This window comes from Limnospira indica PCC 8005, assembly GCF_000973065.1.
GTDB lineage: Bacteria > Cyanobacteriota > Cyanobacteriia > Cyanobacteriales > Microcoleaceae > Limnospira > Limnospira fusiformis.
The window spans coordinates 3,270,889-3,295,230 of record NZ_FO818640.1; the positions used below are offsets into that span (position 1 = coordinate 3,270,889).

17 protein-coding genes are annotated in these 24,342 nt (G+C 45.4%); 9 read left to right on the plus strand and 8 right to left on the minus strand.

The window, feature by feature from the left end; genetic code table 11:
- Positions 1-77: 77 nt before the first annotated feature.
- Both lpdA and XZ46_RS14265 read right to left on the minus strand, forming a co-directional pair.
- Positions 78-1,508, minus strand: coding sequence for a dihydrolipoyl dehydrogenase (gene lpdA / locus XZ46_RS14260; RefSeq protein WP_048895100.1), 1,431 nt, complete (start codon positions 1,506-1,508; stop codon positions 78-80).
- Positions 1,509-1,575: 67 nt separating this feature from the next.
- Positions 1,576-2,232 (minus strand): CatB-related O-acetyltransferase, encoded by a 657-nt coding sequence (locus tag XZ46_RS14265; protein WP_008051374.1) that lies wholly within the window; start codon positions 2,230-2,232, stop codon positions 1,576-1,578.
- Positions 2,233-2,331: 99 nt separating this feature from the next.
- Between XZ46_RS14265 and speB the strand changes: the two genes are divergently transcribed.
- Positions 2,332-3,318, plus strand: coding sequence for an agmatinase (speB, locus tag XZ46_RS14270; RefSeq protein ID WP_008051375.1), 987 nt, complete (start codon positions 2,332-2,334; stop codon positions 3,316-3,318).
- A 173-nt stretch (positions 3,319-3,491) separates the two neighbouring features.
- Here speB and XZ46_RS36745 read toward each other — a convergent pair whose 3' ends face one another.
- The gene (locus XZ46_RS36745; RefSeq protein ID WP_071829415.1) at positions 3,492-3,680 is read right to left on the minus strand and encodes a hypothetical protein; all 189 of its coding nucleotides are present in this window, start codon (positions 3,678-3,680) and stop codon (positions 3,492-3,494) included.
- A gap of 315 nt (positions 3,681-3,995) precedes the next feature.
- Between XZ46_RS36745 and XZ46_RS14280 the strand changes: the two genes are divergently transcribed.
- The 6 genes from XZ46_RS14280 (at position 3,996) to XZ46_RS14305 (ending at position 10,362) form a co-directional block, all read left to right on the plus strand.
- The gene (locus XZ46_RS14280; protein ID WP_008051381.1) at positions 3,996-4,535 is read left to right on the plus strand and encodes a thioredoxin family protein; all 540 of its coding nucleotides are present in this window, start codon (positions 3,996-3,998) and stop codon (positions 4,533-4,535) included.
- Positions 4,536-4,656: 121 nt separating this feature from the next.
- On the plus strand, positions 4,657-5,385 hold the full coding sequence (pyrH, locus tag XZ46_RS14285) for a UMP kinase (RefSeq protein WP_006670118.1): 729 nt from the start codon (positions 4,657-4,659) through the stop codon (positions 5,383-5,385).
- The gene (gene frr, locus XZ46_RS14290; protein ID WP_035759499.1) at positions 5,372-5,920 is read left to right on the plus strand and encodes a ribosome recycling factor; all 549 of its coding nucleotides are present in this window, start codon (positions 5,372-5,374) and stop codon (positions 5,918-5,920) included. The genes pyrH and frr overlap by 14 nt, the downstream gene beginning before the upstream one ends.
- 79 nt (positions 5,921-5,999) lie before the next feature.
- A complete protein-coding gene (locus XZ46_RS14295) occupies positions 6,000-7,091 on the plus strand; it encodes a geranylgeranyl reductase family protein (RefSeq protein ID WP_008051385.1) in 1,092 nt (363 codons plus the stop codon).
- Positions 7,092-7,674: 583 nt separating this feature from the next.
- The gene (locus XZ46_RS14300; protein WP_008051387.1) at positions 7,675-9,978 is read left to right on the plus strand and encodes a GAF domain-containing sensor histidine kinase; all 2,304 of its coding nucleotides are present in this window, start codon (positions 7,675-7,677) and stop codon (positions 9,976-9,978) included.
- Positions 9,979-10,014: 36 nt separating this feature from the next.
- Positions 10,015-10,362, plus strand: a complete 348-nt coding sequence (locus tag XZ46_RS14305; RefSeq protein WP_006625205.1) for a c-type cytochrome — start codon at positions 10,015-10,017, stop codon at positions 10,360-10,362.
- Between the two features lie 14 nt (positions 10,363-10,376).
- On the opposite strand, the gene XZ46_RS14310 is transcribed toward XZ46_RS14305, so the two are convergent.
- From XZ46_RS14310 to XZ46_RS14325, 4 genes are all read right to left on the minus strand, one after another.
- Entirely contained in the window at positions 10,377-11,675 is a 1,299-nt protein-coding gene (locus XZ46_RS14310; protein WP_008051391.1) for a TldD/PmbA family protein, read from the minus strand.
- A 97-nt stretch (positions 11,676-11,772) separates the two neighbouring features.
- Entirely contained in the window at positions 11,773-12,675 is a 903-nt protein-coding gene (gene hetR, locus XZ46_RS14315; RefSeq protein ID WP_008051392.1) for a heterocyst differentiation master regulator HetR, read from the minus strand.
- A 459-nt stretch (positions 12,676-13,134) separates the two neighbouring features.
- A complete protein-coding gene (patX, locus tag XZ46_RS14320; protein WP_006670113.1) occupies positions 13,135-13,398 on the minus strand; it encodes a heterocyst-inhibiting protein PatX in 264 nt (87 codons plus the stop codon).
- 298 nt (positions 13,399-13,696) lie between these two features.
- On the minus strand, positions 13,697-15,505 hold the full coding sequence (locus tag XZ46_RS14325) for an FAD-dependent oxidoreductase (RefSeq protein WP_008051396.1): 1,809 nt from the start codon (positions 15,503-15,505) through the stop codon (positions 13,697-13,699).
- Positions 15,506-15,586: 81 nt separating this feature from the next.
- Between XZ46_RS14325 and XZ46_RS14330 the strand changes: the two genes are divergently transcribed.
- Together XZ46_RS14330 and XZ46_RS14335 are read left to right on the plus strand one after the other, a co-directional pair.
- A complete protein-coding gene (locus XZ46_RS14330; RefSeq protein ID WP_008051398.1) occupies positions 15,587-17,149 on the plus strand; it encodes an SLBB domain-containing protein in 1,563 nt (520 codons plus the stop codon).
- A 55-nt stretch (positions 17,150-17,204) separates the two neighbouring features.
- Positions 17,205-19,433 (plus strand): polysaccharide biosynthesis tyrosine autokinase, encoded by a 2,229-nt coding sequence (locus XZ46_RS14335; protein ID WP_008051399.1) that lies wholly within the window; start codon positions 17,205-17,207, stop codon positions 19,431-19,433.
- Positions 19,434-20,341: 908 nt separating this feature from the next.
- Here the strand turns inward: XZ46_RS14335 and XZ46_RS14340 are convergent.
- Complete coding sequence (locus XZ46_RS14340) at positions 20,342-24,181, minus strand: EAL domain-containing protein (RefSeq protein WP_008051404.1); 3,840 nt, start codon at positions 24,179-24,181, stop codon at positions 20,342-20,344.
- Positions 24,182-24,342: the final 161 nt, after the last annotated feature.

The following is a 24,342-nucleotide window of genomic DNA, read 5'->3' on the forward strand; positions in this document are numbered from 1 at the left end:
CTCAAATCCGGTGTTAATGACATCTGATAGTGCTAGGTAGGGTGTGTCAATAATGACGCACCCTACAGGATTATGGATTATCCAATAGTAGCAGCCCGCTTGTAGGCTTCATCAAGAACTTCTGATAAAGTCGGGTGAGTGTGGACTAAAAAGGTTAAGGTATTGACAGATTGACGGAGAGCGATCGCATTAGCAGCCTCTTGAATCAAATCGGAAGCATGGAGGCCAAAGATATGAACTCCCAGGAGTTCCCCGGTATCTTGGCGGTAAATAACCTTAGCAACTCCCTCAGTATCGACCTCAGCGATCGCCTTAGAATTACCCTTAAAATAGCTTTTGACAGTAGCCACCTCAAAGCCTTGAGATTTACCCAACTCTTTAGCGGCGGGTTCAGTCATACCCACATAACTAATTTCTGGGTGAGTAAAAGCAGCAGCCGGAATACTGAGATAATCGACTTGGCGATCGCGTCCACAGATAGTTTCCACTACTGCGACTCCTTGGGCTGATGCAGCATGGGCTAACATCATTTTACCAGTAACATCACCAATCGCCCATAGATGTGGTACTCGTTTCGTCCCGGAGAGGGCCCCCAAATAATTGTCAACGGGAATAAATCCCCTTTGAGTTTCCACCCCGACAGTTTCCAATCCCATATTTTTACTAACAGGAATGCGACCAGTAGCCACCAAACAAGCATCAACTTCCAAAACCTGTTCGACCTGTTTAGTTTTCGCGTCAGCGAGTTCAATTAACACCGGAGAACCGGGAGTCACTTTCAGGGCTAATTTACCAGAGAAAGTTTCGACATCGCGGGATGACAGAAGGACCCGTTCAGCCAATTTAGCAATATCGGGGTCAAAAGTAGGCATCAAATTATCGAGGGCTTCAATCATGGTAACTTCACAGCCCAAAGCCGTATAAATATCGGCAAATTCCAAACCAATATAGCCACTCCCCACAATAGCAATCCATTGTGGTAGTGATGACAATTTCAAAGCATCATCACTGGTAAAAACGGTTTGATGGTCAATTTCAATACCTGGGGGTACAAAGGGGACAGAACCGGGGGCGAGAATGATATCCTTAGCGGTGATAATTTGTTCACCGTCCCCAGTAGCGATCGCCACTTTTTGGGGTCCAGCCACCTTACCCCAGCCATGAAATGTATCGACTTTCAGGCGTTTAAGGCTATTAGTTAAATCCGATCGCAGTTTAGTAACAATATTTTCGGCGTGGTTAGCAATAGTTTGGCGATCGAAATTAACCGCCCCCACCTGAATTCCCAGGGACTGCAAATGGTGGGCGTTACGAAGTTCCCGCACCCTTCCAGAAGCCGCTAATAAGGCTTTAGAGGGGATACAGCCACGGTTAACACAGGTTCCCCCCATTAGGTCGGCTTCCACAATTGCGGTCTTTAAGCCGCAGTTGACGGCGTGGATAGCCGCCCCATGTCCTCCCACACCCGCGCCAATAATTACCAAATCATAATCAAAACCTTGGCTCACAATCACTCTCCTGGTGCGATTCTATTCACAATCATTTTCACAATCATTGTTAACCAGAAAGGGTACATCAGACAAGACCATCTGAGGACAATTCTCGCAATTTGTCTATATTTCCACTCGCTAAAACCTCAAGATGGGCGGTAATTTTTGCGGCTTCCCCATCCCACCAGGACAATTTTTGTAATTGTTCTATTACTTCATCTGGGAAGCGTTTACGAATGATTTTGGCGGGATTGCCACCGACAATCGTATAGGGTTCTACATTCTTAGTGACTACAGAATGAGCCGCTATTATTGCCCCATTTTCGACTTTAATGCCGGGCATAATAGTAGCTTTGTAGCCTATCCAAACATCATTTGCAATAATGGTATCTCCTCGACTGTATTCGGAATCAGGCTGGACTTTTTGCCAACCATGACCGAAGATTTCAAAAGGATAGGTGGTAAAATTATCTAAACAATGGTTAGCGCCATTCATAATAAATTCTACATCACTGGCGATCGCACAAAATTTGCCAATAATTAATTTATCCCCGATAAAGTCAAAGTGATAGCGCACATTTTTCTCAAAGTTTTCGGGATGGTCCAAATCATCATAGTAGGTGTAATCTCCCACAATAATATTGGGATTTTTGATAATATTCTTGAGAAAGCACAACCGCCGATAACCAGGTAAAGGATAGGTTAGGTTAGGGTCAGGTCCCCATTCTGCGTTGGTGGTCATGATAGTTGAGGTGTTGATTTTTAGTGGAACATTCAAAATTCGTGGCACAATTATTTATATAGTACCGAGAGCCCCAAAAATCTCAAGTAAACCCAAAATATGCAATCAACCATTACAGCCAAATCAGTTGTGGACTTTTTAGGCTCAGAAATTGTCCCGAACCAGAAAACCGACAAAGTAGCCATTTTACCAATTCCCTTTGAAGCCACCACCACTTATCGCAAAGGGTGCGAAAACGGGCCGGGAGCCATCTTAGAAGCCTCCCAACAACTGGAATGCTATGATGATGAACTGGAAGCGGAAATCGGCTTAATCGTGGGAATTTACACCCATGAAGCCATTGCCGATACCCGCGAGAGCCAGTCGGTGTCACTGGAGGAAATGCTGCGCGTGACCACAGAGACGGTAAAATCTCTAGCTGATCAAGGTAAGTTTGTGATTGCGCTGGGGGGGGAACATGGCATCACGGCGGGAGTAGTGGAAGCCTACCGCCAAAGCTCAACGGAACCATTTACAGTAGTCCAAATCGATGCTCACGGTGACCTACGCCACGAATACGAAGGGTCTATCTACAATCATGCTTGTGTGATGCGTAGGGTGGTGGAGATGGGTTTACCGACCGTACAAATAGGGATTCGTAGTATCTGTAAAGCCGAAGCCGATCTAATTCGGGATCAGGAAATGAAGGTAATTTGGGGTCGCGAAATTGCCAGGGGGTCTGATTGGATACAAAAAGCGATCGCCAGTATACCTACAAAGCGAGTATTTCTGACCATAGACCTAGACGGTATCGACCCCAGCATCATACCCGGAGTAGGCACACCAGAACCCGGAGGACTTTCCTGGTATGATTTAATTGCCTTTCTGCGACAGTTATTTATATCCCAGGAAGTGATTGGCTGTGATGTAATGGAATTAGCACCTGTTGTGGATTCGGTAGTTTCTGAATTTACCGCCGCCAAACTGGTCTATAAACTGGTAGGGTATCAGGCATTAGCCAAAGGTTGGATTCAGTCAGCACCCCCGGCTGAAGCACGGGGGCTTCCTGCCCCCCGCTTTCAGGTAGCTGACCAGCTTAAGCCTTAACTGGCTACGTGAGCGAGCAAGAGTTAAAGTTCCTACCCTGGAATGCGTGCTAGTTCCAGGCACTAGAACCAAATCGTTAAACAGTCCTAAGGGGTTAAGACAGTGCGATTGGGAAAGTACCGACTCTGAACATTAGCGTTCGCGCAGCGTGCGCGTTAGCGCAAGCGCAAACATTACCCCGCAAGGGAGTCGGAGCCAACCATAGCTCCATGGAGGGGCAACCATACCCCTCCACCCCGCAAGGGGGTGCTGGCGGCGGTCAGCCGCTTGAGTCGGTTTTCCTCTCCGCGATAAATCACGGAGCTTCCAACCCTCCCAGGAGTTTTACGTGACGCACGCGGAAGACAAGCAGTGGGAGCCAAAGCAAGTTCAATGGCACGGGATTCAAGTTCGTGCAAGGGTTTCAGACTGGTGATATGGTCAAGACAGTGGCGGGTGCAGGTAAAAAGATCCGAACCTATTTGGGTTCTGTGGGGATTCGCTCCAGTGGTAGCTTCAATGTGACCACTGCGAGGGGCTGGTGCAAGGCATCAGCCACAAATACTGTACAGCTATACAAAAAGGATGGCTACGCTTATGGCTATTGAATGGGCAATTTCGGGGGTATTTAACCTCGCTAAATTGCCACTCCTGTCCCGACCCACCCACGAGGGGATGGGGTTTCTCGGAGGAAGATTATGAAAGGTACTCTGATTAACAGCTATGCTCCTGACTTTGAATTACCTGGGGTGGATGACGAAGTTCACCACCTAGCCCGCTATCTGCAAAGGTTTCAGGCTGTCATCGTTATCTTTATGTCAAATTCCTGCCCCTACGTTCAATCTTATTTGGGGAGAATGAAGGCACTGCAAACCTATTTGCAAACGGTGGGAGCGACTATAGTGGGGATTAATGCTAATGACCCATTACAATCGCCGTCTGACAGCTTTGAGCAGATGAAAATCTTTGCCCAAGAACATGATCTGAATTTTCCATATATTCGGGATGTGACCCAGGACGTGGCTCACTGTTTTGGCACGGAAACTACCCCGGAAGCCTTTGTGCTGGATAACCAGGGAATTTTGCGCTACCGAGGGGGTCTCGACGATAACCCAGAATCCCCGGAAGCGGTAACTATCAACTATCTCAAAAATGCAGTATCTCAATTATTGGCTAGAGAAGCGATCGCCCCGGAAACTACCCCCCCTATTGGTAGTCCGATTCAATGGCGAAGATGATGGTTCCCTCTCACAAAAAACCTGAGATTAATAACAGCTTTCTGGTATCTTGAATTGGGACCGAACCTTATATCTGCGTAATCCGTAGATGGGATATAGCCATTGTCAATAGGGGATCTAAATGGGGACAAAATATAAACGGATCTTACTGAAACTCAGCGGTGAAGCCCTTATGGGTAGCCTGGGATATGGCATAGACCCGATTGTGGTTCAGGAAATCGCCCAGGAAGTTGCTGATGTGGTCAATAAAGGGGTGCAGGTAGCCATTGTGGTGGGCGGCGGTAATATCTTCCGAGGAATGAAAGCGGCTTCTGCGGGAATGGATAGGGCAACCGCAGACTATGTGGGTATGATTGCTACAGTGATGAATGCGATCACCTTACAAGATGCCCTAGAACAAATAGGTGTGCCGACTCGTGTACAAACGGCGATCGCTATGCAGGAAGTGGCTGAACCCTACATCCGCCGCAAAGCTATTCGCCATTTGGAACTAAACCGGGTGGTGATTTTTGGGGCGGGTTCGGGTAATCCGTTTTTTACCACGGACACCACAGCCGCACTGCGGGCGGCGGAAATTGACGCAGAGGTGATTTTTAAAGCCACTAAGGTAGATGGAATTTATGATTGTGACCCGGCAGTTAATCCTGATGCTCGTCGCTATAATACTCTTACCTATGGCTATGTGCTGACCCATGACCTACGGGTGATGGATAGTACGGCGATCGCCCTGTGCAAAGAAAATAATCTTCCTATTATTGTATTTAACCTGACTGAGCGTGGCAATATTGGCCGGGCTGTGGTCGGTGAAACTGTTGGAACTTATGTCGGAGGTTCTTGTGAAGTTAGCTGATGTTGAAAACCTGATGAAAAAAGCCTTAGAATCTACGGGGCGATCTTTTAATACGATTCGAACCGGACGGGCTAATGCTTCCCTATTAGACCGGATTACCGTAGAATACTACGGGAGTCCGACTCCTCTTAAATCTTTGGCAAGTATCAGCACTCCTGATGCTTCGACTATTACTATTCAACCTTTCGATCGCAATTCTCTTAACAACATTGAGAAAGCTATTTCTATGTCAGACGTGGGACTGACACCTAATAACGATGGCTCAGTTGTACGTCTGAATATTCCGCCGCTGACGGAAGCACGCCGCCAAGAATTTGTCAAACTTGCCGGAAAATATGCCGAAGAAGGCCGGGTCTCAGTTCGTAATATCCGCCGAGATGCGATCGACTCCGTTCGCAAACAAGAAAAAAACGGGGATATCTCCGAGGATGAATCCCGCGATATTCAAGACAAAATTCAAAAACTCACCGATAAATACACAGCCAAGGTCGATGAACTACTCGAAGCCAAAGAAAAGGATATTATGACCGTCTGATGTATTCTCTTGGGGGTTCATCCCCCAAAACCACCCGCAACCCCCCCTTGATGTAAACAAAGGTTAATCACGGAAATTTATGTTTGACTGTATCATTGTTGGAGCTGGTCCCGCTGGTGGGGCGGCGGCTTATCATCTCGCTAAACGCGGGCGCAATCCTCTGGTGGTCGAAAAAAACTCCTGGCCGCGAAATAAACCCTGTGGTGGTGGGGTTTCTCCGGCGATCGCCGCCTGGTTGGATTTTGATTTTACTCCCGCCATATCCACTACTGTTGATAAAATCCGTTACACTTTCAAACTGGCTGACCCCGCCGAAACTGCTATATCAAAACCTATGTGGATGGTCCGCCGAGATGTGTTTGATGCTTTCCTTATCCAGCAGGCTCAAGATCAAGGCGCTAGTTTCCAACCTAATACGGAAGTTACTGCTATTGAGTTTAAAGGCGACAGTTGGCAATTAACTACTGCTAATGGTGAAACCCTCACAGGTCGATATCTGATTGCAGCAGATGGCGCAAAAGGCCCTGTGGCTTCATGGTTACGCCTCAAACAGTCTAATCCCCGACTGGCTATGGTCACGGAAGCTACTCAATTATCAGATGTGCCAACTTTTGAATTTGGTATGGTGAAAAATGGCAGTCTGTGGGGGTTTCCCAAGGCTGATGGTTACACGGTTAGCACTACTACTTTCCGGGGAAAAGAACCTAAAAATTTGAGCCAAGATTTGAGCCAATACCTGAAAGCCTTGGGGCTAAATCCTAATTCCCCTATTGTTGAACATCCTTTGCGACTTTGGGATGGCGATCGCACCCTTCATAGTCAAAATGCTCTCATCGCCGGAGAGGCTGCTAGTATTGTTGACCCCCTCTCTGGGGAAGGTATCCGCCCCGCTATTTTGACCGGTATCAAAGCCGCAGAGGCGATCGATATGGCGATCGGTGGTGACCAAAGCGCACTCGAAAAATATACCCAAATTATCCGAACCGAATGGGGCGTAGATATGGTTTGGGCTTCACGGTTGGCTGGTGTCTTCTACAGTTTCCCTGGTATTGGTTACAAGGCGGCGGTTAAAGTTCCTGCTGCTACTGAGTTGATGACTAAAATCCTCTCTGGCGACCTTCGCTATGGTGATGTGGCTGGTCGCGCTATCAAGAAATTGAGTCCTTTCTGATTTTCACCCGGAATCAGTTTTGTTGATTTAGGGGTTGTGCTAAACCCCCACAAGTCTCTCCCAGGGGGCTTATTTTCAAAAAAAAAATTTTTCGCCGCCCCCCGCCCTAAGGGTTGACAAGCACCGGGAACTAATGGTAGTATATTGATGTACAGTTAAATAATGAAAATTTAGCCACAAATAACAAAATTGTCACTATTCCCATTATCTAAAAGTATACCAGAAGCCGACCAAAAAGACAAGCACCCCCCAGCAAAAAAATTTTCCGCAACAAAACTTAACAATTTGTTACAATACTTAACATAACCCTAATCATAGAGTTATCGATTGTGGATGATTGAGATTAAGGTGAAATAATGAAGTTCCCTGGCCAGGTATTGGATGGGAATCTCTCATTGTTTTGTTAGAATAACTACAATCGACATATCGTAGTAGCCACCAATGTTCTGAAAAGAGCAGCAATTTTAAATCACCAAAGCAGACTAAATATCTGTGAAAAATAGTAAAACCTAATTTAGCATTGTAGTTAAATAGAGAGAATCTCAACGGGATTCTGGAAACTGCCTCCCCAATCAGGAAACTTATGTACACTGTGGACACTGCACAAGACCTTAAATCTCAACTTGATCATCAAGTTTTGCTACGTCGAATCATTAGTAGGATTCGGCAATCACTAGAACTTCCAGAAATTCTGAAAGCCACAGTGGCGGAAGTCCGTTCATTTTTAGGAACAGACCGGATTATGATCTATAGATTTGATCAAGATGCGAGTGGTGAAGTGGTGGCGGAGTCGATTTATGACGATCGCCTTCCTTCTTTGCTAGGGTTGCATTTTCCGGCGGATGATATTCCCCAAGAAGCACGCGATCGCTATGTAAAACTTCGGCAGCGAACCATAGTTAATGTGAACTCTGGAACCATAAGTATAAGTCCCCTAGACTCTCCAGAAACGGGGGAACCGCTACCGACGACAGAAATCAAATCGAGATCTGTAGATCCTTGTCATATCAGTTATCTGACGGCGATGGGAGTGCAGTCTTCGGTAGTTGTACCGATTCTGTACTCGGGGCAAAACCATGATAAATCCCGATCTGGTCAGTTTTCAACCTCATCAAATCAATTGTGGGGGTTATTGGTTTCTCACCACTCTGAGCCCCGGGAAACTTCCCCATTAGAATTGCAGATTTTGCAATTAGTTGTCGATCAGATGACCATAGCCATTGGTCAAGCTGATATGCTGGCTAAAACCCGTAAACAGGCGATGTTAGAAGCTGCCATTAATAAGGTAGCTTCTCTCCTACATGAACAACCGACGATTCAGTTACAAGCGGCTTTAGAGGCGACTGTGGAGGACTTCCAAGGTTCAGGAGGGCGACTATATATCCAATCTCATCCTGAAAAGACCCCGGAGGTGTTTTATTGTGGTGAACAGCCAACGATGCCTTCATGGGAAACCAAATCAATCATGGAAGAACATCCCCTCTGGCAAAAGTGGCTCAGAGAGGGGTTTAAGTCTAACAGTGGTAGGCGATCGCTTGATAGTTGTAGGGGGAATATTTGGGCGATTACAGATTTATATAGAGAATCAGAACTGCGAATTTTTACCCCAGCTTTTCAAGCTACGGCCATTCGGGGTTTGTTAGTATTTCCGATTCAATACCGCCATAATAACCTGGGATGTCTAACTATTTTTCGTAATGAAATTGACACAGAAACCATCTGGGCGGGACGTTTTGATCCTAGTTTAAAACAAATGATGCCCAGACAATCATTTGAAGTGTGGCGGGAGTTAAAACAAGGTCAAGCCCAACCTTGGACAGCGGATGAAATCAGGTTAGGTCAAGCATTAGGGAAACATTTTTCCATGGCTATTCAACAATATATGCTGTATCGAGAGGTTCAAGAATTAAACAGTACCCTAGAAAAACAGGTACAGCAGCGGACTATTGAACTCAAAAGGTCTTTAGATAATGAACAAGCGAAAACGGAACAGTTAGAAAAGACTCTGGATGAACTGAAACGTACCCAAAGCCAACTTATTCAAACGGAAAAAATGTCAGGTCTGGGTCAGTTGGTGGCTGGAGTCGCTCACGAAATTAATAATCCGATTAACTTTATTTTTGGGAATTTAAGCTATGTGAACGAGTATAGCGATAGTTTACTTAAACTCATCCTCCTTTACCATCAATACTATCCCGAAAGACACCCGGAGATTGAAAGCTATGAAACGGAAATCGAATTAGATTTTCTTCAGGAAGACTTACCGAAAATTCTGGCATCAATGCAGATAGGATCCCAAAGAATTCGCCAACTGGTGTTATCACTGCGGAATTTTTCCCGTCTTGAGCAAGCCGATCGCAAATCAGTTGATATTCACGAGGGTATTGATAGCACTCTGTTAATTCTGCAACATCGTCTGAAGCCTAGACCTCATCATCCCACCATTGAAATCGTGAAAAATTATGGTGATATTCCGCCTGTAGAATGCTATGCGGGATTACTTAATCAGGTGTTTATGAATATGCTAAGTAATGCGATAGATGCTATGGAATCTCATATTAAAGAACATCCAGAGGATAATTTTTCACCCCAAATCATGATTAGCACTGCTTTAATTCCTGATATCGATAATGGTAAAAATTGCTTGCAAATTTCCATAGCTGATAACGGTCCGGGAATCCCGTCAAATATTCAATCTCATATCTTTGACCCTTTCTTTACGACTAAACCGGTAGGATTAGGTACAGGTTTAGGTTTGTCTATCAGCTATCAAATTGTGGTAGAAAAACACCAAGGTAAAATCAACTGTTGTTCAGAACCTGGTCAAGGTACAGAGTTTAGGATTACCATTCCGGCTTATAATATACCTACAACCGAGTCTAAGTAAGTCTCAGGAATACGAGAAAGCGATTAACAAAAATTGATGATCATGAGAAATCTGTTAACTATTTTACTGCTGAGTGTTAGTTTATTGTGGGGTTGTTGGACACCAAAGGCGATCGCAGATAATCTGAATATTGAGAAGGGGGGGGAAATTTTTAGCGTCCACTGTGTGGGCTGTCATGCTGGTGGTGGTAACATTATTAGGCGGGGTAAAAATCTGAAACAGCGGGCTCTCCAACGGAATGGCTACGACTCAATAGAGGCGATCGCAGAAATTGTGGCTAATGGTAAAAGCAATATGTCGGCTTATTCTGACCGTCTGAGTGTCTCGGAAATTCAACAGGTCGCCGCCTATGTCTTAGACCAAGCCGAGAAAAATTGGCGTTAATCAAATGTTGATGATTAACTTCTGGCGGTAACAGATAACCCTTCGACAATCAGAGATGGAGTATAAATGGAACCATTCCAGTTACCATCTCCTCCCACACTAACCACTTGTTTTAAGGCGGTGTAGACATTTCCGGAAACCATGGTATTTTTAACCCGACCGACAACCTGACCATTTTCAATGCGATATCCCAGATCGACATTAACGGAAAATTCCCCAGTAATTCCGGCACCAGATCCTAACATCTGATCAATAATTAGACCGTGGTCTAGCTGTTTAATTAAGTCTTGCATAGAGTCGCGTCCCGGTTCAATTAACAAATTGAATAATCCGGGGATGGGATAACTATTTAAATCAGCTCGAAACCCGTTCCCTGTGGTGCCACTACCGAGGGTGCGCCCAGTGGTTAAATCAGTATAAAATAGCTTGAGTATGCCATCTTGAATAAAGACAATGGGGCGAGTGGGGATTCCCTCATCATCAAAGGGGCAGCTAAACGGCCCTAGGGCGGGTTTCTGAGAGAGGGTAAGGGAGGTAGACACAACTTGAGTTCCGAGGCGATCGCTCCACGGAGAAGACCCTTCTAGGACTTGTTTACCATTGAGGGCGGCGGAAACTGTACCCCATAACATATCTGCCGCTTTAGCGGTAAATAAAATGGGGACACGCCCAACCAAGGGGGATGCGTTTTCCCTAGCCCATTCCAGCCGTTGAAGAATGCGTTGGCTCAATAACTGTGGTTCAAGGCTACCCCGTTGAGTCTGACCGTCGGAAATGTAGAGAAAATCACTGTCGCGCACCCATTCGGTTTCTAAATAAGCGCTGAGGGTTGTATCGGTGTGGCTACAATCAAGACCTCTGGAATTAATCAGGCGGGTTGATTCTACTTCACAATCCCATTCTCCCGAACAGATAATATCTGGGTGGATATCTCGAATGCAGCCAATAGTCTCTTTTCCCCAAGCCATAAGCTGTTCTACTTCCATAGAATTTCCGATCGCCGGATAGTGATTTCGGGAAGTATCATCGGCTATGGTAATAGTTTCGGGGTCATTAAGGGCTGATAGGGCGATCGCTCGCTCCACTAATTTTTGAGGGGGTACTGCACCGTGGGCGACAGCCAATCCGGGGCGGCCATCGCGCCACAATCGCAGAACAATTCCCTCTGATTCAATGCGTTCGATTTGTTTGAGTCGGTTAGCTTCAAAAAAGAGGGGGCGAGCTTGGGACCTAGCTCGGAATACCTCCGCCACTTCGGCTCCGGCTTTTGCCGCCAACTCCAGAAGCTGTTCGGCTATCTGGTCCTGGGTCATGGATGGTCGATTCTGCCATAGCTTTCACATCGTTACATCCTACCCTGTGGCGAGCCATAAAAAACGGCTATTTTCCAGAGAGATTACCAAAGGGGGGTTAATCGGTCTCCTGGGGTCCAAAGACCATTTGCAGGACCATGGGTTCACCTCCGATCTCATGATAGCGATCGGCCCACTGGCGAATAATCTCATCTAACTCTTCTAAAGCCGACTCAATGCGATCGCTCGGAATATCCAATTCTTCCAAAACCCGCATTACCTTGGGCTGACGTTCCGCCCAGTCCTTCATTAAACGGAAATACCTCGCCGTATCTTCCACCATAATATAGGTCCGTTCTTCCTGATCTTCGGGAGAATAGGAAGCCCGGGTCAGAGCATAGAAAGGCATCCCCCAAGGAGAATCTATTTTCGTCACCGTGCCAGAGTAGATCAAGCGCCGTTTAATATGTTCTGTTAAGGCTTCACTTAATGGCATCCGTCTACTAGGTTCGATGTCTTCTTGGGAACGTCTGTGAAGAAACTCGATCAATTCCATAAACTGAAAAGAATTGATCAATTGAGCGTCGGGTAAATACTTGGGTAAACGACTTTCAATTACCCGTTTTTCATCTTGAGTTAAGCTCGTGCCGGGGACTCTGGCTTTTCCCGGTTGCCAGGGGTACTGTTCTAACCACACATAGGGAAACTGAATCAGATAACGGGGTTCCGTAGAACCCAACATTTTTAAGAGCTTCCCTTCCGTCAGGGCTTCCCGCACTTCCTCAACAATCACTTTCACCCGTTTGGGTTCAATATGATGTAGGTGTCCAGTCATGCGGAGGTTTTCACCCTGCTCCATATAAGTTGTATAGATAGCACATTTGGCCGCAGTTGCCGCCGCATCTAAAAAAGCCCCATGTCTATGCCCACTGGTTCTCATGGCGCTAAAAGCCAAATAAAGCATGATCTGATCCATGGCGCTGGGGCTAAGGCTTTTGATCAGATCTGTATCTTTTTTCATGATAATCCCTGGAATTTCATAAATAATATATGGGATGAATGGTATCATCCCCATTAGTGAGAATGGATGATCTTACCCAGATCTATTGCTGAGTAAATAAATAAACGACTGGAGACCGCGCAGTTTCTATCCCTGATGCTAGTATGGGTCTGCCACGGGGACTTCTGACCGGGCGCAACCTATTTGATTAGACAACTGACCTGGCCTTTCCTCAATTGGTAATATAGTAGTTTGGATGCACCCTCGGCACTCAGGGCTTTCCAATTGAGATGAGTTTGATTGAGATATCGTTATTATACACACAAAACCGCCCAACATCCATAAACTAATGGAAATGTTCGGCAGTTGTGGTCTTTATAGATTGGTTGTATTTGTTGACAAATGCTCGGATTTATGTTCTAAAATTTATTGGGGCTAAAACATGACACTAGAAGGGGATTTTTGTACCGGAATCATCAGTCATTGATTAGCTCTGCCACTGCCACGATGGGGAAACAGGGATTCTGATGGAGATGTTTGCTCGAATGTCTCAGCAAATCCCCGTCGGGGTGTTCCTTGCCAGGGACTGCGGGAGCCATGATGCTCCGTTTGCGCTGAGAGCATATATTGGTTAGTCATGGATTCTAATTGCTGTCTGCTTGGTCTTATTTCCATAGCTTGGGCGGCACTGCTCATGCCTAACAACAGCAACATAGAAAAGCCAAAAGTAGGGTTGAGTTTCATAGAAATGTCCGTATTAAAGCGTCCATTTCCTGATACCAACCCAATAGGCCTACATCAGGATAATCTGATAATTTTTTCCTTCAGCCCTACAATACTTGACTTGTGGCGCTGGCATCTGCCGCTGGGGGTTGACAGTTTTCGGACGGTAGTGGTATTATTAAGATAGTACAGATTAATTTGGGAATATGTAGGCAAAAAATAAAATTGTTAATATTCCCATTATTACATAGACTACCACAGGGCGATCGCTTTTGTCAACCCCCCCAGTCATAAAAGGCGATTTTTTTTGTTACAAAACTTAACATAACTCTTTGATGACTTCGACGAGTAGCCAGCGACCGGCGGAGTTGTGTCGTCCCCAAACGGTGATGGGGGTAGCGGTAGGTATGGTTTGTAATTGTTGATTAATGTGTGGGTGGAGGGTAACGAGACTCAAGACCTGACCGAGGAGTGAGTGAGGTTGAGAGAGGGTGAGGGAATATTCTTGGTCTGGGTGGCGGTGAAATTGTCCGCTAAATTCTGATAATGAGGGTGATATTAATTGTGTCGGGTGGGGGTCGGGTGGGGGAACTTCACCAGTTATGGGATAGGCTTGTGGGTGGTCTAAATAGTATTGTTGCCATTTGAGCCAATCGGCGCGATCGCCTGTAAGGTTAAACAGGGGAATAATGGCGGCGGGGGCTATGGGGTCGGTTAATAGTGCTTGTTGAAGCGATCGCACTGATAGCATTCGGGGAGATATGCGCTGTTGGACAGATAAAGCCGCAGCCATTCCCGCCGCCTGTCCGATACCCAAAACCACAGGTTGTAGACGGGTAGCGCCATTAGCGATATGGGAAACGGAAATATTTTTCTCAGCCACAATTAAGCCCTCTGTAGTTTCTGGAATTAGGGTACGATAGGGGATAGTAAAGGGGGTTCCCGTCCAGCGACCTCCCCAGCGTAAGAGTTTAAGTTTAACTGGTAGTAACCCGGCGCTGTAGTGGTGATCATTGGGATAGTTACCAATGGCGATCGCCTCACATTGTCCATTGTGGTCTATAGGTAAGGCGGCGACGCGACTTCCTGAGACAGGTAAAATATGATTTTCTGTAATCGTTTGGACTCCACACAGACGGCGACTTTCTCGGTAGTAGGGATGAATAGCAAAAGCGCCAAGTTGCTGAGGAGTTAAGCCTAGGTCAGTTTTCCAAGCTGACATGGTATGGGGAAATATGCTCTCAGCCAAGCCGTAGCGCCTTCCTAGGTGCTGTTGAATGAAGGCGGCGAAGTTCAGACTATGCTGTAGACTTTCCCGCCAGAATGCCTGTTTTTGTGGCGCTGAAGCAATCAAACGATCCAATCCTACCCCGTAATCATTGCCTTTATGGGGCCAGTTTATCATCATTAACCCCCCAGGTAGGCGACCATAGTTGAGGAATTGTTGGGGGTCGTAGCCATCCCAAGCGCCCTGAAATTTGCTAAAATCGGCTTCTGGGGTAGGTTTAATGGCTGGGGCTTGTGTTTCGCCAAAATCCTGTAATAATACTACCCAGGTGGGGTCTTGTACTGGACAATTATCGGTAAATTGGCTAGATTGAATTGGGGCGCTAGGTTCTTGCCATTGCTGTTGCCATTCCCAACCCCAGCGATAGGGAATTTCACCTTGAGCTAAAATATCTCCTAATTCTGTGGCATCAATGGTAACCTGGGCATTAATGGTAAAATCTGGGAATCTCACCCCAGTAATGCGATCGCCTTTCCGCAATACTTCTAGGGGTGCATATCCAGAAATCCAATGTAGATTTTTTTGAGATTTTACCCAGTCTGACCAAATTTGCGCGCCTATGCGGGGGTCATAATTAAAAAAACTAACCCATCCCCAGTCTAAACCCGTGGGTTGTTTTTGTCTAAGTTCTCTTAAAAAAGCACCCCATAGACCCGTCTGAAAGGCTACTAATTCGTTCCCGTCTGGTGCAGCTACTCCGGCGGAGGTTAACATTCCTCCTAACCAGGAAAATTCACTCACTAAAATAGTATTAGCCCCACCACGGGCGCTCTGGAGGGCGGCGGCAGTTCCCCCAGCACCTCCACCAACCACTAAAACATCTGTTTGCAATTGTTCCATCAATCTCGGCAATTGTCAATCACGAAAGATAGTTATAACACAATTAGGCGATTCTGAAAATAGGTGGATAATTTTATTGAAATGGATAATATCATCAAACATAATCAAATTCTCAAAAACGGGCTGATTTATACAACCCAAAAAATATGTTTTTTCGGATTAACAGTCAACTGTGTGGGGTTAACATGGCTGTTGATGTCTCTCCCGGCTGGGGGGGAGTTTTTACCACCGCCACCAATGCCGACAATTAATCATGGTAATAATGGGGCTAACAATTGGTCTCCTCTGGTGGTGGGGGAATATATTTTAGGGGCGGGTGATACCATAGAAATTGATATTTTCAATGTTCCCGAATATAGTGGCGAAAGAGGTCGTCATCAGGTGTCAGTAGATGGAAGTTTAAACCTCCCGTTAATTGGGAGAGTGACGGTTCAGGGAATGACAATTGATCAAGTTTCGGAACTGCTGAAAGAACGATATGGGGAATATTTACAACGACCACTGATTACGGTAAAATTATTAGAGAGGAGACCTGTTCAAGTAGCGATCGCTGGAGAAGTTAAGAGACCCGGTTCTTATATGGTATCGGGTAATTCCCAGAGTCAAAATATGGGAGGTGTTTCTAATGCTGCTACTGTGACAGGTGTTTTGCGAATGGCGGGGGGAATAACTACTAGCGCCGATATTCGCCAGGTAAAAATCCGTCGTCCTGGGGGGGGAGGTGAGGAAACTATTGTTAATCTTGATTTGTGGGAACTTCTCCAAAATGGTGACCTGAGTCAAGATCTAGCCCTGAGAGATGGAGATAGGATATATATTCCGACTGTTACAAATATTAATCGCCACGAAGCGCGTCAGTTGTCTAGTGCTAATTTTGCTAGTAATGCTGACGGACCGATTAATGTGGCGGTGGTGGGGGAGGTGAACCGACCAGGAACCCATATCCTTAGCATTGACACCATGGCTGGGACTGAGGGGGAAAATGTATCGGAGTGGCGAGGTATAGTTGGAGTTGATCCGGTTGGGGTGTATACAGTCACCAGGGCTATTAAAGCGGCGGGGGGAATTACACCGGAAGCAAATATTCGAGAAATTCAGGTGCGGCGCATTAGTCGTACAGGGACGGAACAAACTGTTATGGTTGACCTATGGAAACTTCTACAAGAGGGAGATCTCCAGGAGGATATTGCTTTACAAGGGGGGGATACAATTATTGTGCCTAAAGGGGGGACTGTAGATGCTACAGTTTCTGGTAATGTGGCAACAGCTAGTTTTTCTCCGGGTATAATGCGTGTTAGTGTGGTGGGGGAGGTTCTACAACCTGGGGCGATTAGTCTACCCCCCAACAGTTCCCTAAACCAGGTGATTCTGGCGGCGGGAGGTCTGAAACGGGGTCAGGCTGACTCCAATAGGGTAGAACTCATCCGTATATCCCCGGATGGGACTGTTTCCCGAAGGGTGATCTCGGTTAATCTATCGGATGATGTGAATGAGGCTAATAATCCGGTCCTGAGAAATAACGATGTAGTTATGGTGAACCGTTCAGGGGGTGCGGCTTTTCGGGAGGGAATGGGTACGGTTTTTAATACCTTAAATCCGATTAGTAATGTTTTGGGGTTGATGAGGTTTATAAGTATCTTTTAAGCAAAATTCATTTTCTGGTTATTTAGCACACGCAAAAATCGGGGAGTAAGGTAAGATGAAAAAGGCTAGACGTTCCCAGTTATCGATGATTTATACCCGGAGTTCATCGGCGGAGGGTATGGGATTTTCTCCCTGGTATCGCGGAGATTTGGAAGCTAGAAATGTTGAGATTGTTGGGGCTAAACCGAGGGGAATGTTGGCGAAAATTGCGGATCTGTTTTGTCGCCGCTGGTTGGTGGTTGTGGGGGTGGCTGCGACAACAGTGACGGGGGTTTATTGGTGGACGGTTGAACAATTACCTGAGTATAGAGGGACGTTTCAACTGTTAATAAGTTCCTCAGATGAATTGGGGGAGTTAGACGAAGCATCTCAGTTGACAATGCTACAGAGTCCCCAGGTTATGGCTGATATTTTGGAGAATATTCAAAGTCGCTATCCCCAGGTTGATTATCGGTTTCTGTTTAATGATAAATCTCCGGGTCGGTTGGAATTGCGAATGCTGGAAGGTGCTAAGATTTTGGAGGTGAGTTATCAAGATAGTGAACCGCAAAAGATCCAGTTTATTCTGGAAGCGATCGCTTCGGGATATCTGGAATATCATCAAGGGTTACAACGTCCGTCGGAAACCAGCCAAAAGCTGGAGATGATTAATCAAAAAATTAATCCCCTAGTTACCCAGGTGAATAACCTCAAACGAGAAATTGTGAATCTCCAGCAGGAGCATCTGATGATTACGCCGGAAGTTACCAGCCGCCAAATAAGCGATCGCTTAGGGATGATAGAAACGGAAAGACTACAAACTCAAACCCAACTCCAAGAGGAAAAGTCTCGGTATTTAACTCTACAACAACAACTAGGACTCGACCCCCAACAGGCGATGATGGCTTCGGCTTTAACAAATTCTCCTCGCTATCAAACCCTCCTACAAAAACTCTTAGCGGTGGAAACGGAGGTAGCTGTAGAGTCGGCTAGGTTTAAGGAAGCATCCCCGCAAATTCAATCTTTATTAGACCAACGCAATCATTTATTACCATTACTCCAAGAAGAGGCGGTGCGGGTTTTGGGTCAAGACTTAACTACTGTAGACCCCAGTATTTTAAGTCACCAAGACTCCCTGCGAATGGGATTAATTCAGCAGATGATGGTAGCAGCACATCAGATAGAAATGCTACAGGTACGCGATCGCGTTTTACAAACAGCAGCGACCAGTTTACAAGAATACTCTCAAAGTTTACCGGAAGTCATCCGCCGCTACAGAGACTTAAATCAGCAGTTAGAAACCGCTACCACCCGACTAAATGACTTATCGGATCGCCAGGCGGAATTAGAATTAACTATAGAACCGCCTGTTAGATCCTGGCAATTAATCGCCCCCCCCATGATTCCTCGCCAAAGATCCGGACAACTGGAGACGGTTTCGCCGAATATTCCCCTAAATCTAGCTTTGGGAGGATTGGCGGGTTTAGGCTTGGGAATGATTATAGCTCAATTGGTCGATCGCCTTAATAATGTGTTCCACAACAGCGAAGAAATAGCGGAGAATACCCCCATTCCGCTGTTAGGGGTAATTCCAGCCAGCGATGATGCTTTGATGCTTCCGGCTAATTCTCGGTTGACTGGGGAGACCGATGTTCTACCAAATTTGTCGATGGTCCCCTGTGGGATATTTCACGAGGCTTTTCGATCGCTTACGGCTAATTTACGCCACTTGGCTACGGAATCACCCATCAACTCCTGTGTGATTAGTTCCGCACGACCTGCAGATGGTAAGTCTACTGTAGCCCTAAATTTAGCGATTGGGGCGGCGGCGATGGGTCAGCGGGTGTTATTGGTAGATGCTGATTTGCGTAACCCCCGTATTCATTCGATGTTGGGGGTGTCTAATTTACAGGGTCTCAGTGATGCGATCGCTGGTAATCTGGAGATCGAGACTTTGATTAGGCGATCGCCATCGGATGAAAATCTGTTTATTTTAACTTCCGGTCCTCTACCTGTTGACCCGACTCGAATGCTGGCTTCTGCGCGAATGCAGGAGGTTATGGCTCAACTGCGCCAACAGTTTGATTTAATTGTCTATGATACTGCTCCCCTGTTGGGTTTGGCTGATGCTAATTTACTCGCCTCCCACACTAATGGGTTGATGATGGTGGTCGGGTTGGGAAAAACTGACCGATCAGCTTTTAATCTGGCTCTGCGAGAGTTGGAAATGGCTGGAGTTCCCGTTTTGGGTATGGTTGCTAATGGCGATCGTCAGGAAACTAATTATTATTACAGTCAACGCTGAAGTTGAACTACCCGGAAAATGTCGTCTATGCACAAAATGTCGTTTTTGTCAATACCCCTAAAAATGGCCCCCTGATTTTACCCAAAAACTCGTGAATCGCAAATTTAATTTTTTCGGTAGAGAATAACTTTAAGGGCGATAGAATGCGGGTTGTAGCCTCTATTTTTGAATAAAGGCATAGTAACCCCTTGGGTGCGATTTATTTGAGGATACCACAACCCCTATAATCTCGTCAACTATTTGCGAGGAATTTTCAACAAAATTGTAACAATTCTTAACAATATTTTGCTATTTAAATCTATCTTGCCAGACAAATTAGGAAAACTTATGCTATGGACAGGATTTTGATAAGTATCTTCACGGTTGTAGACTATCATCAACCGAGTGTAAATTAACCGTAAAAGAAGCGCGATTTTTCGCTAGAATATGCGATCGCAGAGTTAAGCATTAATTGAGTAGCTTCTTCAGCAGGTAAAGCCTTAGAAAACAAATTATTATTTATTACCGTCAACGCTGAAGTTGAACTACCCGGAAAATGTCGTCTATGCACAAAATGTCGTTTTTGTCAATACCCCTAAAAATGGCCCCCTGATTTTACCCAAAAACTCGTGAATCGCAAATTTAATTTTTTCGGTAGAGAATAACTTTAAGGGCGATAGAATGCTGGTTGTAGCCTCTATTTTTGAATCAAGGCATAGTAACCCCTTGGGTGCGATTTATTTGAGGATACCACAACCCCTATAATCTCGTCAACTATTTGCGAGGGATTTTCAACAAAATTGTAACAATTCTTAACAATATTTTGCGATTCAAATTTATATTCCCAGACAAATTAGGAAAACTTATGCTATGGACAGGATTTTGATAAGTATCTTCACGGTTGTAGACTATCATCAACGGAGTGTAAATTAACCGTAAAAGAAGCGCGATTTTTCGCTAGAATATGCGATCGCAGAGTTAAGCATTAATTGAGTAGCTTCTTCAGCGGGTAAAGGTTTAGAAAACAAATAACCCTGACCATAATCACAGCCAAGATTGTGCAAAAACTGCATCTGTTGTCGAGTCTCAATACCTTCTGCGGTAACTTCCAGCCCCAAGTTATGAGCCAGGGAAATAATCGCCTTGATAATTTGTTGAGGTTGGCTGTATTGATCGATATAATTGCTGGGTTCTTCCTCCAATCGCTGTACAAAGGATTGGTCGATTTTCAAACTTTTGAGGGGTAATTGATGCAGATAACTCAAAGAGGAGTATCCCGTCCCAAAATCATCAATGGCTAGGTGAATTTTGCGTGCTTTTAGTTGTGCTAAAACAATCAAAGCGGTCTGGAAGTTCTCAACTAACATACTTTCGGTAATTTCCAGCTTGAGGCTTTTCGGGTCGCAATTAGTTCTGGCTAAGATAGCATCAATTTGTTGTATCAAATTAAGCTGATTGAGTTGTTTCCCAGACAAATTGACACTAATGGTTAAGTGAGAAGAGACTGATTGCGGAGACCTCTCCCAGTTTTTAAGTTGTTGTTTCCAACTACTAAGCTGACGGCATGATTCTTCCAGGACCCAAGCGCCTAAAGGAACAATTAATCCCGTCTCTTCCGCTACGGGGATAAATTCAGCAGGTGACACTAATCCTCGGCGGGGATGTCTCCATCGCACCAAGGCTTCAAAACCGACTATCCTACCAGTAATTAAACAGACAATTGGCTGATAGTGAATGATAAAGTCATTTAAACTTGGGAGTTGACTAGGTATGACAGATACATCAGAGATGGCTGAGGCTAACGGGTTGGACTCAGATCTAGAGATGTGATTGAGTGCAACATTGAGTTGAGCAGATCCAAATATGGCTTTACGCAAATCAGTTTCTAATTGCAGAAGGGCGAGGGTTTGGGTGTGCATTGATAAATCAAAAACTTCTGATCGCGCCTTTCCTCGTTCTTTAGCATGATACATGGCGATATCTGCATCTCGGAGAAAATCTTCGGGGTTGTTGTATAATAAACAGTGGTAGTTGTCGGTCTCTGCTCCTTTTTTAAAGGTGCATCCGCGACTGGGTACAATACCAATACTAGCAGTGGTAAAAATTTCGTGACCTTCGATATAGAAGGGCTGGCTGAGTTCCCGATGAATTTTTTCGGCTACTTCTAGGGCTTGTTTAGGCTCAAAAATGTGATCCATCAAAATGGTAAACTCATCCCCCCCTAATCTGGCGATGGTATCCCCAGGGCTGGTAACACATATTTCTAAGCGATGAGCAATTTCTATGAGCAAGAAATCACCGATAACATGACCTAAACTGTCGTTAACAACTTTGAACCGATCTAGATCTAAAAAGAGAACCGCAAATTGATAATTCGAGTCCTCTTTAGAACGCCGTAAGGCTTCGGAGAGTTTTTGGTTGAATAAACTGCGGTTAGGTAGTTCGGTTAAAGGGTCATAAAAGGCGGCGTGGAGTAGTTGGGCTTGGGCTTGTTTGCGATCGCTAATATCGCGGATAATGATTTGAATGGCATCGCGACCATGATAATTAGTGGGAATGCCGGCAATTTCCACGTCAATAATTGCGGCATCTAAGCGGATTAATTGTTGTTCAAAAAGCGTCGCCGATTGCTGTTTGGCTTCTCCAGTTAATTCTTGGTTGAGAATGACTGTGGTCTGATCATAATCCACAAAATCATAAATGGAACGACCAATAATATCTTCGGGTTGTTTAGCCCCCAACAATTCTACCCCGGCACGGTTAATATAAACAATTTGGTCATCGCAGTAAATAGCAATGGTGTCGGGGGAAAGTTCTACTAACATCCGATAACGTTCTTCACTTTCTCGCAAGGCTTGTTCAGCCTCTCGTTGTCGCTGTTCAATTTCTTGGGCGGCGAGGAAGTCTCCTAAACCCTGTGCCATCAATTCAATAATTTCGCGATCTTCTGATTTAAAGGGTACGGTTCTCTGTGGTTGGTGAACAAAACTCAGTACGCCATAAATGCGATCGCCTACCCAAATGGGAGTACCGATATAAGATTCTAATGTAAGTGTCTGGTAGGCTTGGACTTGACTCCATTCCGGGTCAAGACCGGCTTGGGTTTGGGTAACGGTTTCCTGAGTGTGATATGGTTTAGCACAAAAGGTGTCGGCGATGTTCGCAGTTTGACCGATGGTAAATAAGTCGGAGTGAGGATAAACAAATTCTAAGCTATAGACTCCGGCGGAGATTTTACCAATTAAACCTGTTGACATTTGCAGCAATTCACACCCGGTCTGTAGATAGTCTTGAAACCTAGCTTCCAGGCTAGGATAAAGACGGGTAGTAATGCGATGTAGTTGTTTAAGTTTGCTGCTAAACTGCGCCAGGGCTTCGGATTTGGATAAGAGGTTAGCTTCCGCCTGTTTGCGATCGCTAATATCGGTTTGAATACCGATAAAATTGGTGAGAAAGCCTTGGTTATTGTAGACCGGAGAAATTGATAATTCATTCCAAAAACTGCTACCGTCTGGGCGATATTTTTTTAATTCAATATTACATTCCCTCCCTTCTTCAATGGCGCTTCGTAACTCCGCCAAGGCTTTGGGGTCACTGTCTCGACCCTGAAGAAATCGACAATTTCGACCAATGACTTGATGGCGAGAATATCCGGTAATTTTCTCAAAGCCTGAGTTCGCAAAAATCACCCGGTTGTCCGACTCAGTAGCGTCGGTGATAATAATGCCATTGCGACTGCTATTGATGGCTCTTTCCATCAACTTGAGTCGTTCATCAGCCCGCTGTCTCTCGATCGCCGTAGCGAGAATGTGAGCGATCGCCTCCAAAAAATGTACATCATTTAAGGTAAATTGATGCACTCGTCGCGTATGTACACTCAACACCCCCCAAGGCTTGGAGTTAGCCCCTTTTGGTCCGGGAATAATCACACTTAAACCGCTGACAATTTTGTGGTTGTGTAGCAGAGGAGTTCCTGGGAAACGAGTTTCTACTCGCAGATCTTCAACGATTACTGCTTCACCCTGTTGGAGGGTGTAACCTGCCTGGGAATTAGGAGAGGCAGTAATTTGAGCCGACCCCACTAGCCCTGGTCGCCAACCAATACCCGAACGTAGTAAAAAAGCCTGATGATTGGGTAGTAGTTCCAAAACCATGCAGCGATTAATTTTTAAGGTTTCCTTGACCTGAGTAATCAATTTCCCCATCAGAGAGTCAAGGTCAGGGCTGGTGAGAGCAATTTGTCCAAATTTGGCGACCGCCGCTTGATAACTAGCTTCATTGTCTAGCTGGTTTTGGTTGGGGCGGCGAATATGGCTGTTGGTGTCTGAGAAAATTGTTAGAACTACCGGTTCAGGGATTAAGGGTAGCGATCGCATAGATAGGCATACCCAAGTCGTCCGCCTATCTGACCTATCTGACAGGCGGATTTGGATTTCTGCTGAGTCTATGACATTCCCTTGCTCAAACTCTTCCCGAATCTGCTGATAACGGTTAATGGATGTATAAATAAGGGATTCTTGATGTCCGATTAGACTCTCCCTTGAACCCTTCCAGATTTCTAGCCAAGCTGTGTTACAGTAGATAATATTACGATCCGGATCGCTCACTATCGCTGGTTGGGGCAGGGACTCGACCAACATTGACATTATTTCTTGAGGGGTTGGTGACACTTTCTCACTCTCCGAGGAAAATTCTCTATAATGGCGATCGCTCTGTCCCTTGGGGTCTGTAAACTGATATTCACGCGCTTTTTGATGTTGGCCAGCCACTTTGGGAGTCCTGAAAATTATTCAATCAACAACCGCAGCCGCTTGTGATTACCGAGCAGATGCACAGGTCGTCTCATACTTCCTATATTACGATTGTACTATTTTTCTGGCAAATCAACTTAGATAGCCCGACAAATTTAAAAAACTTTAACAGACTGGGG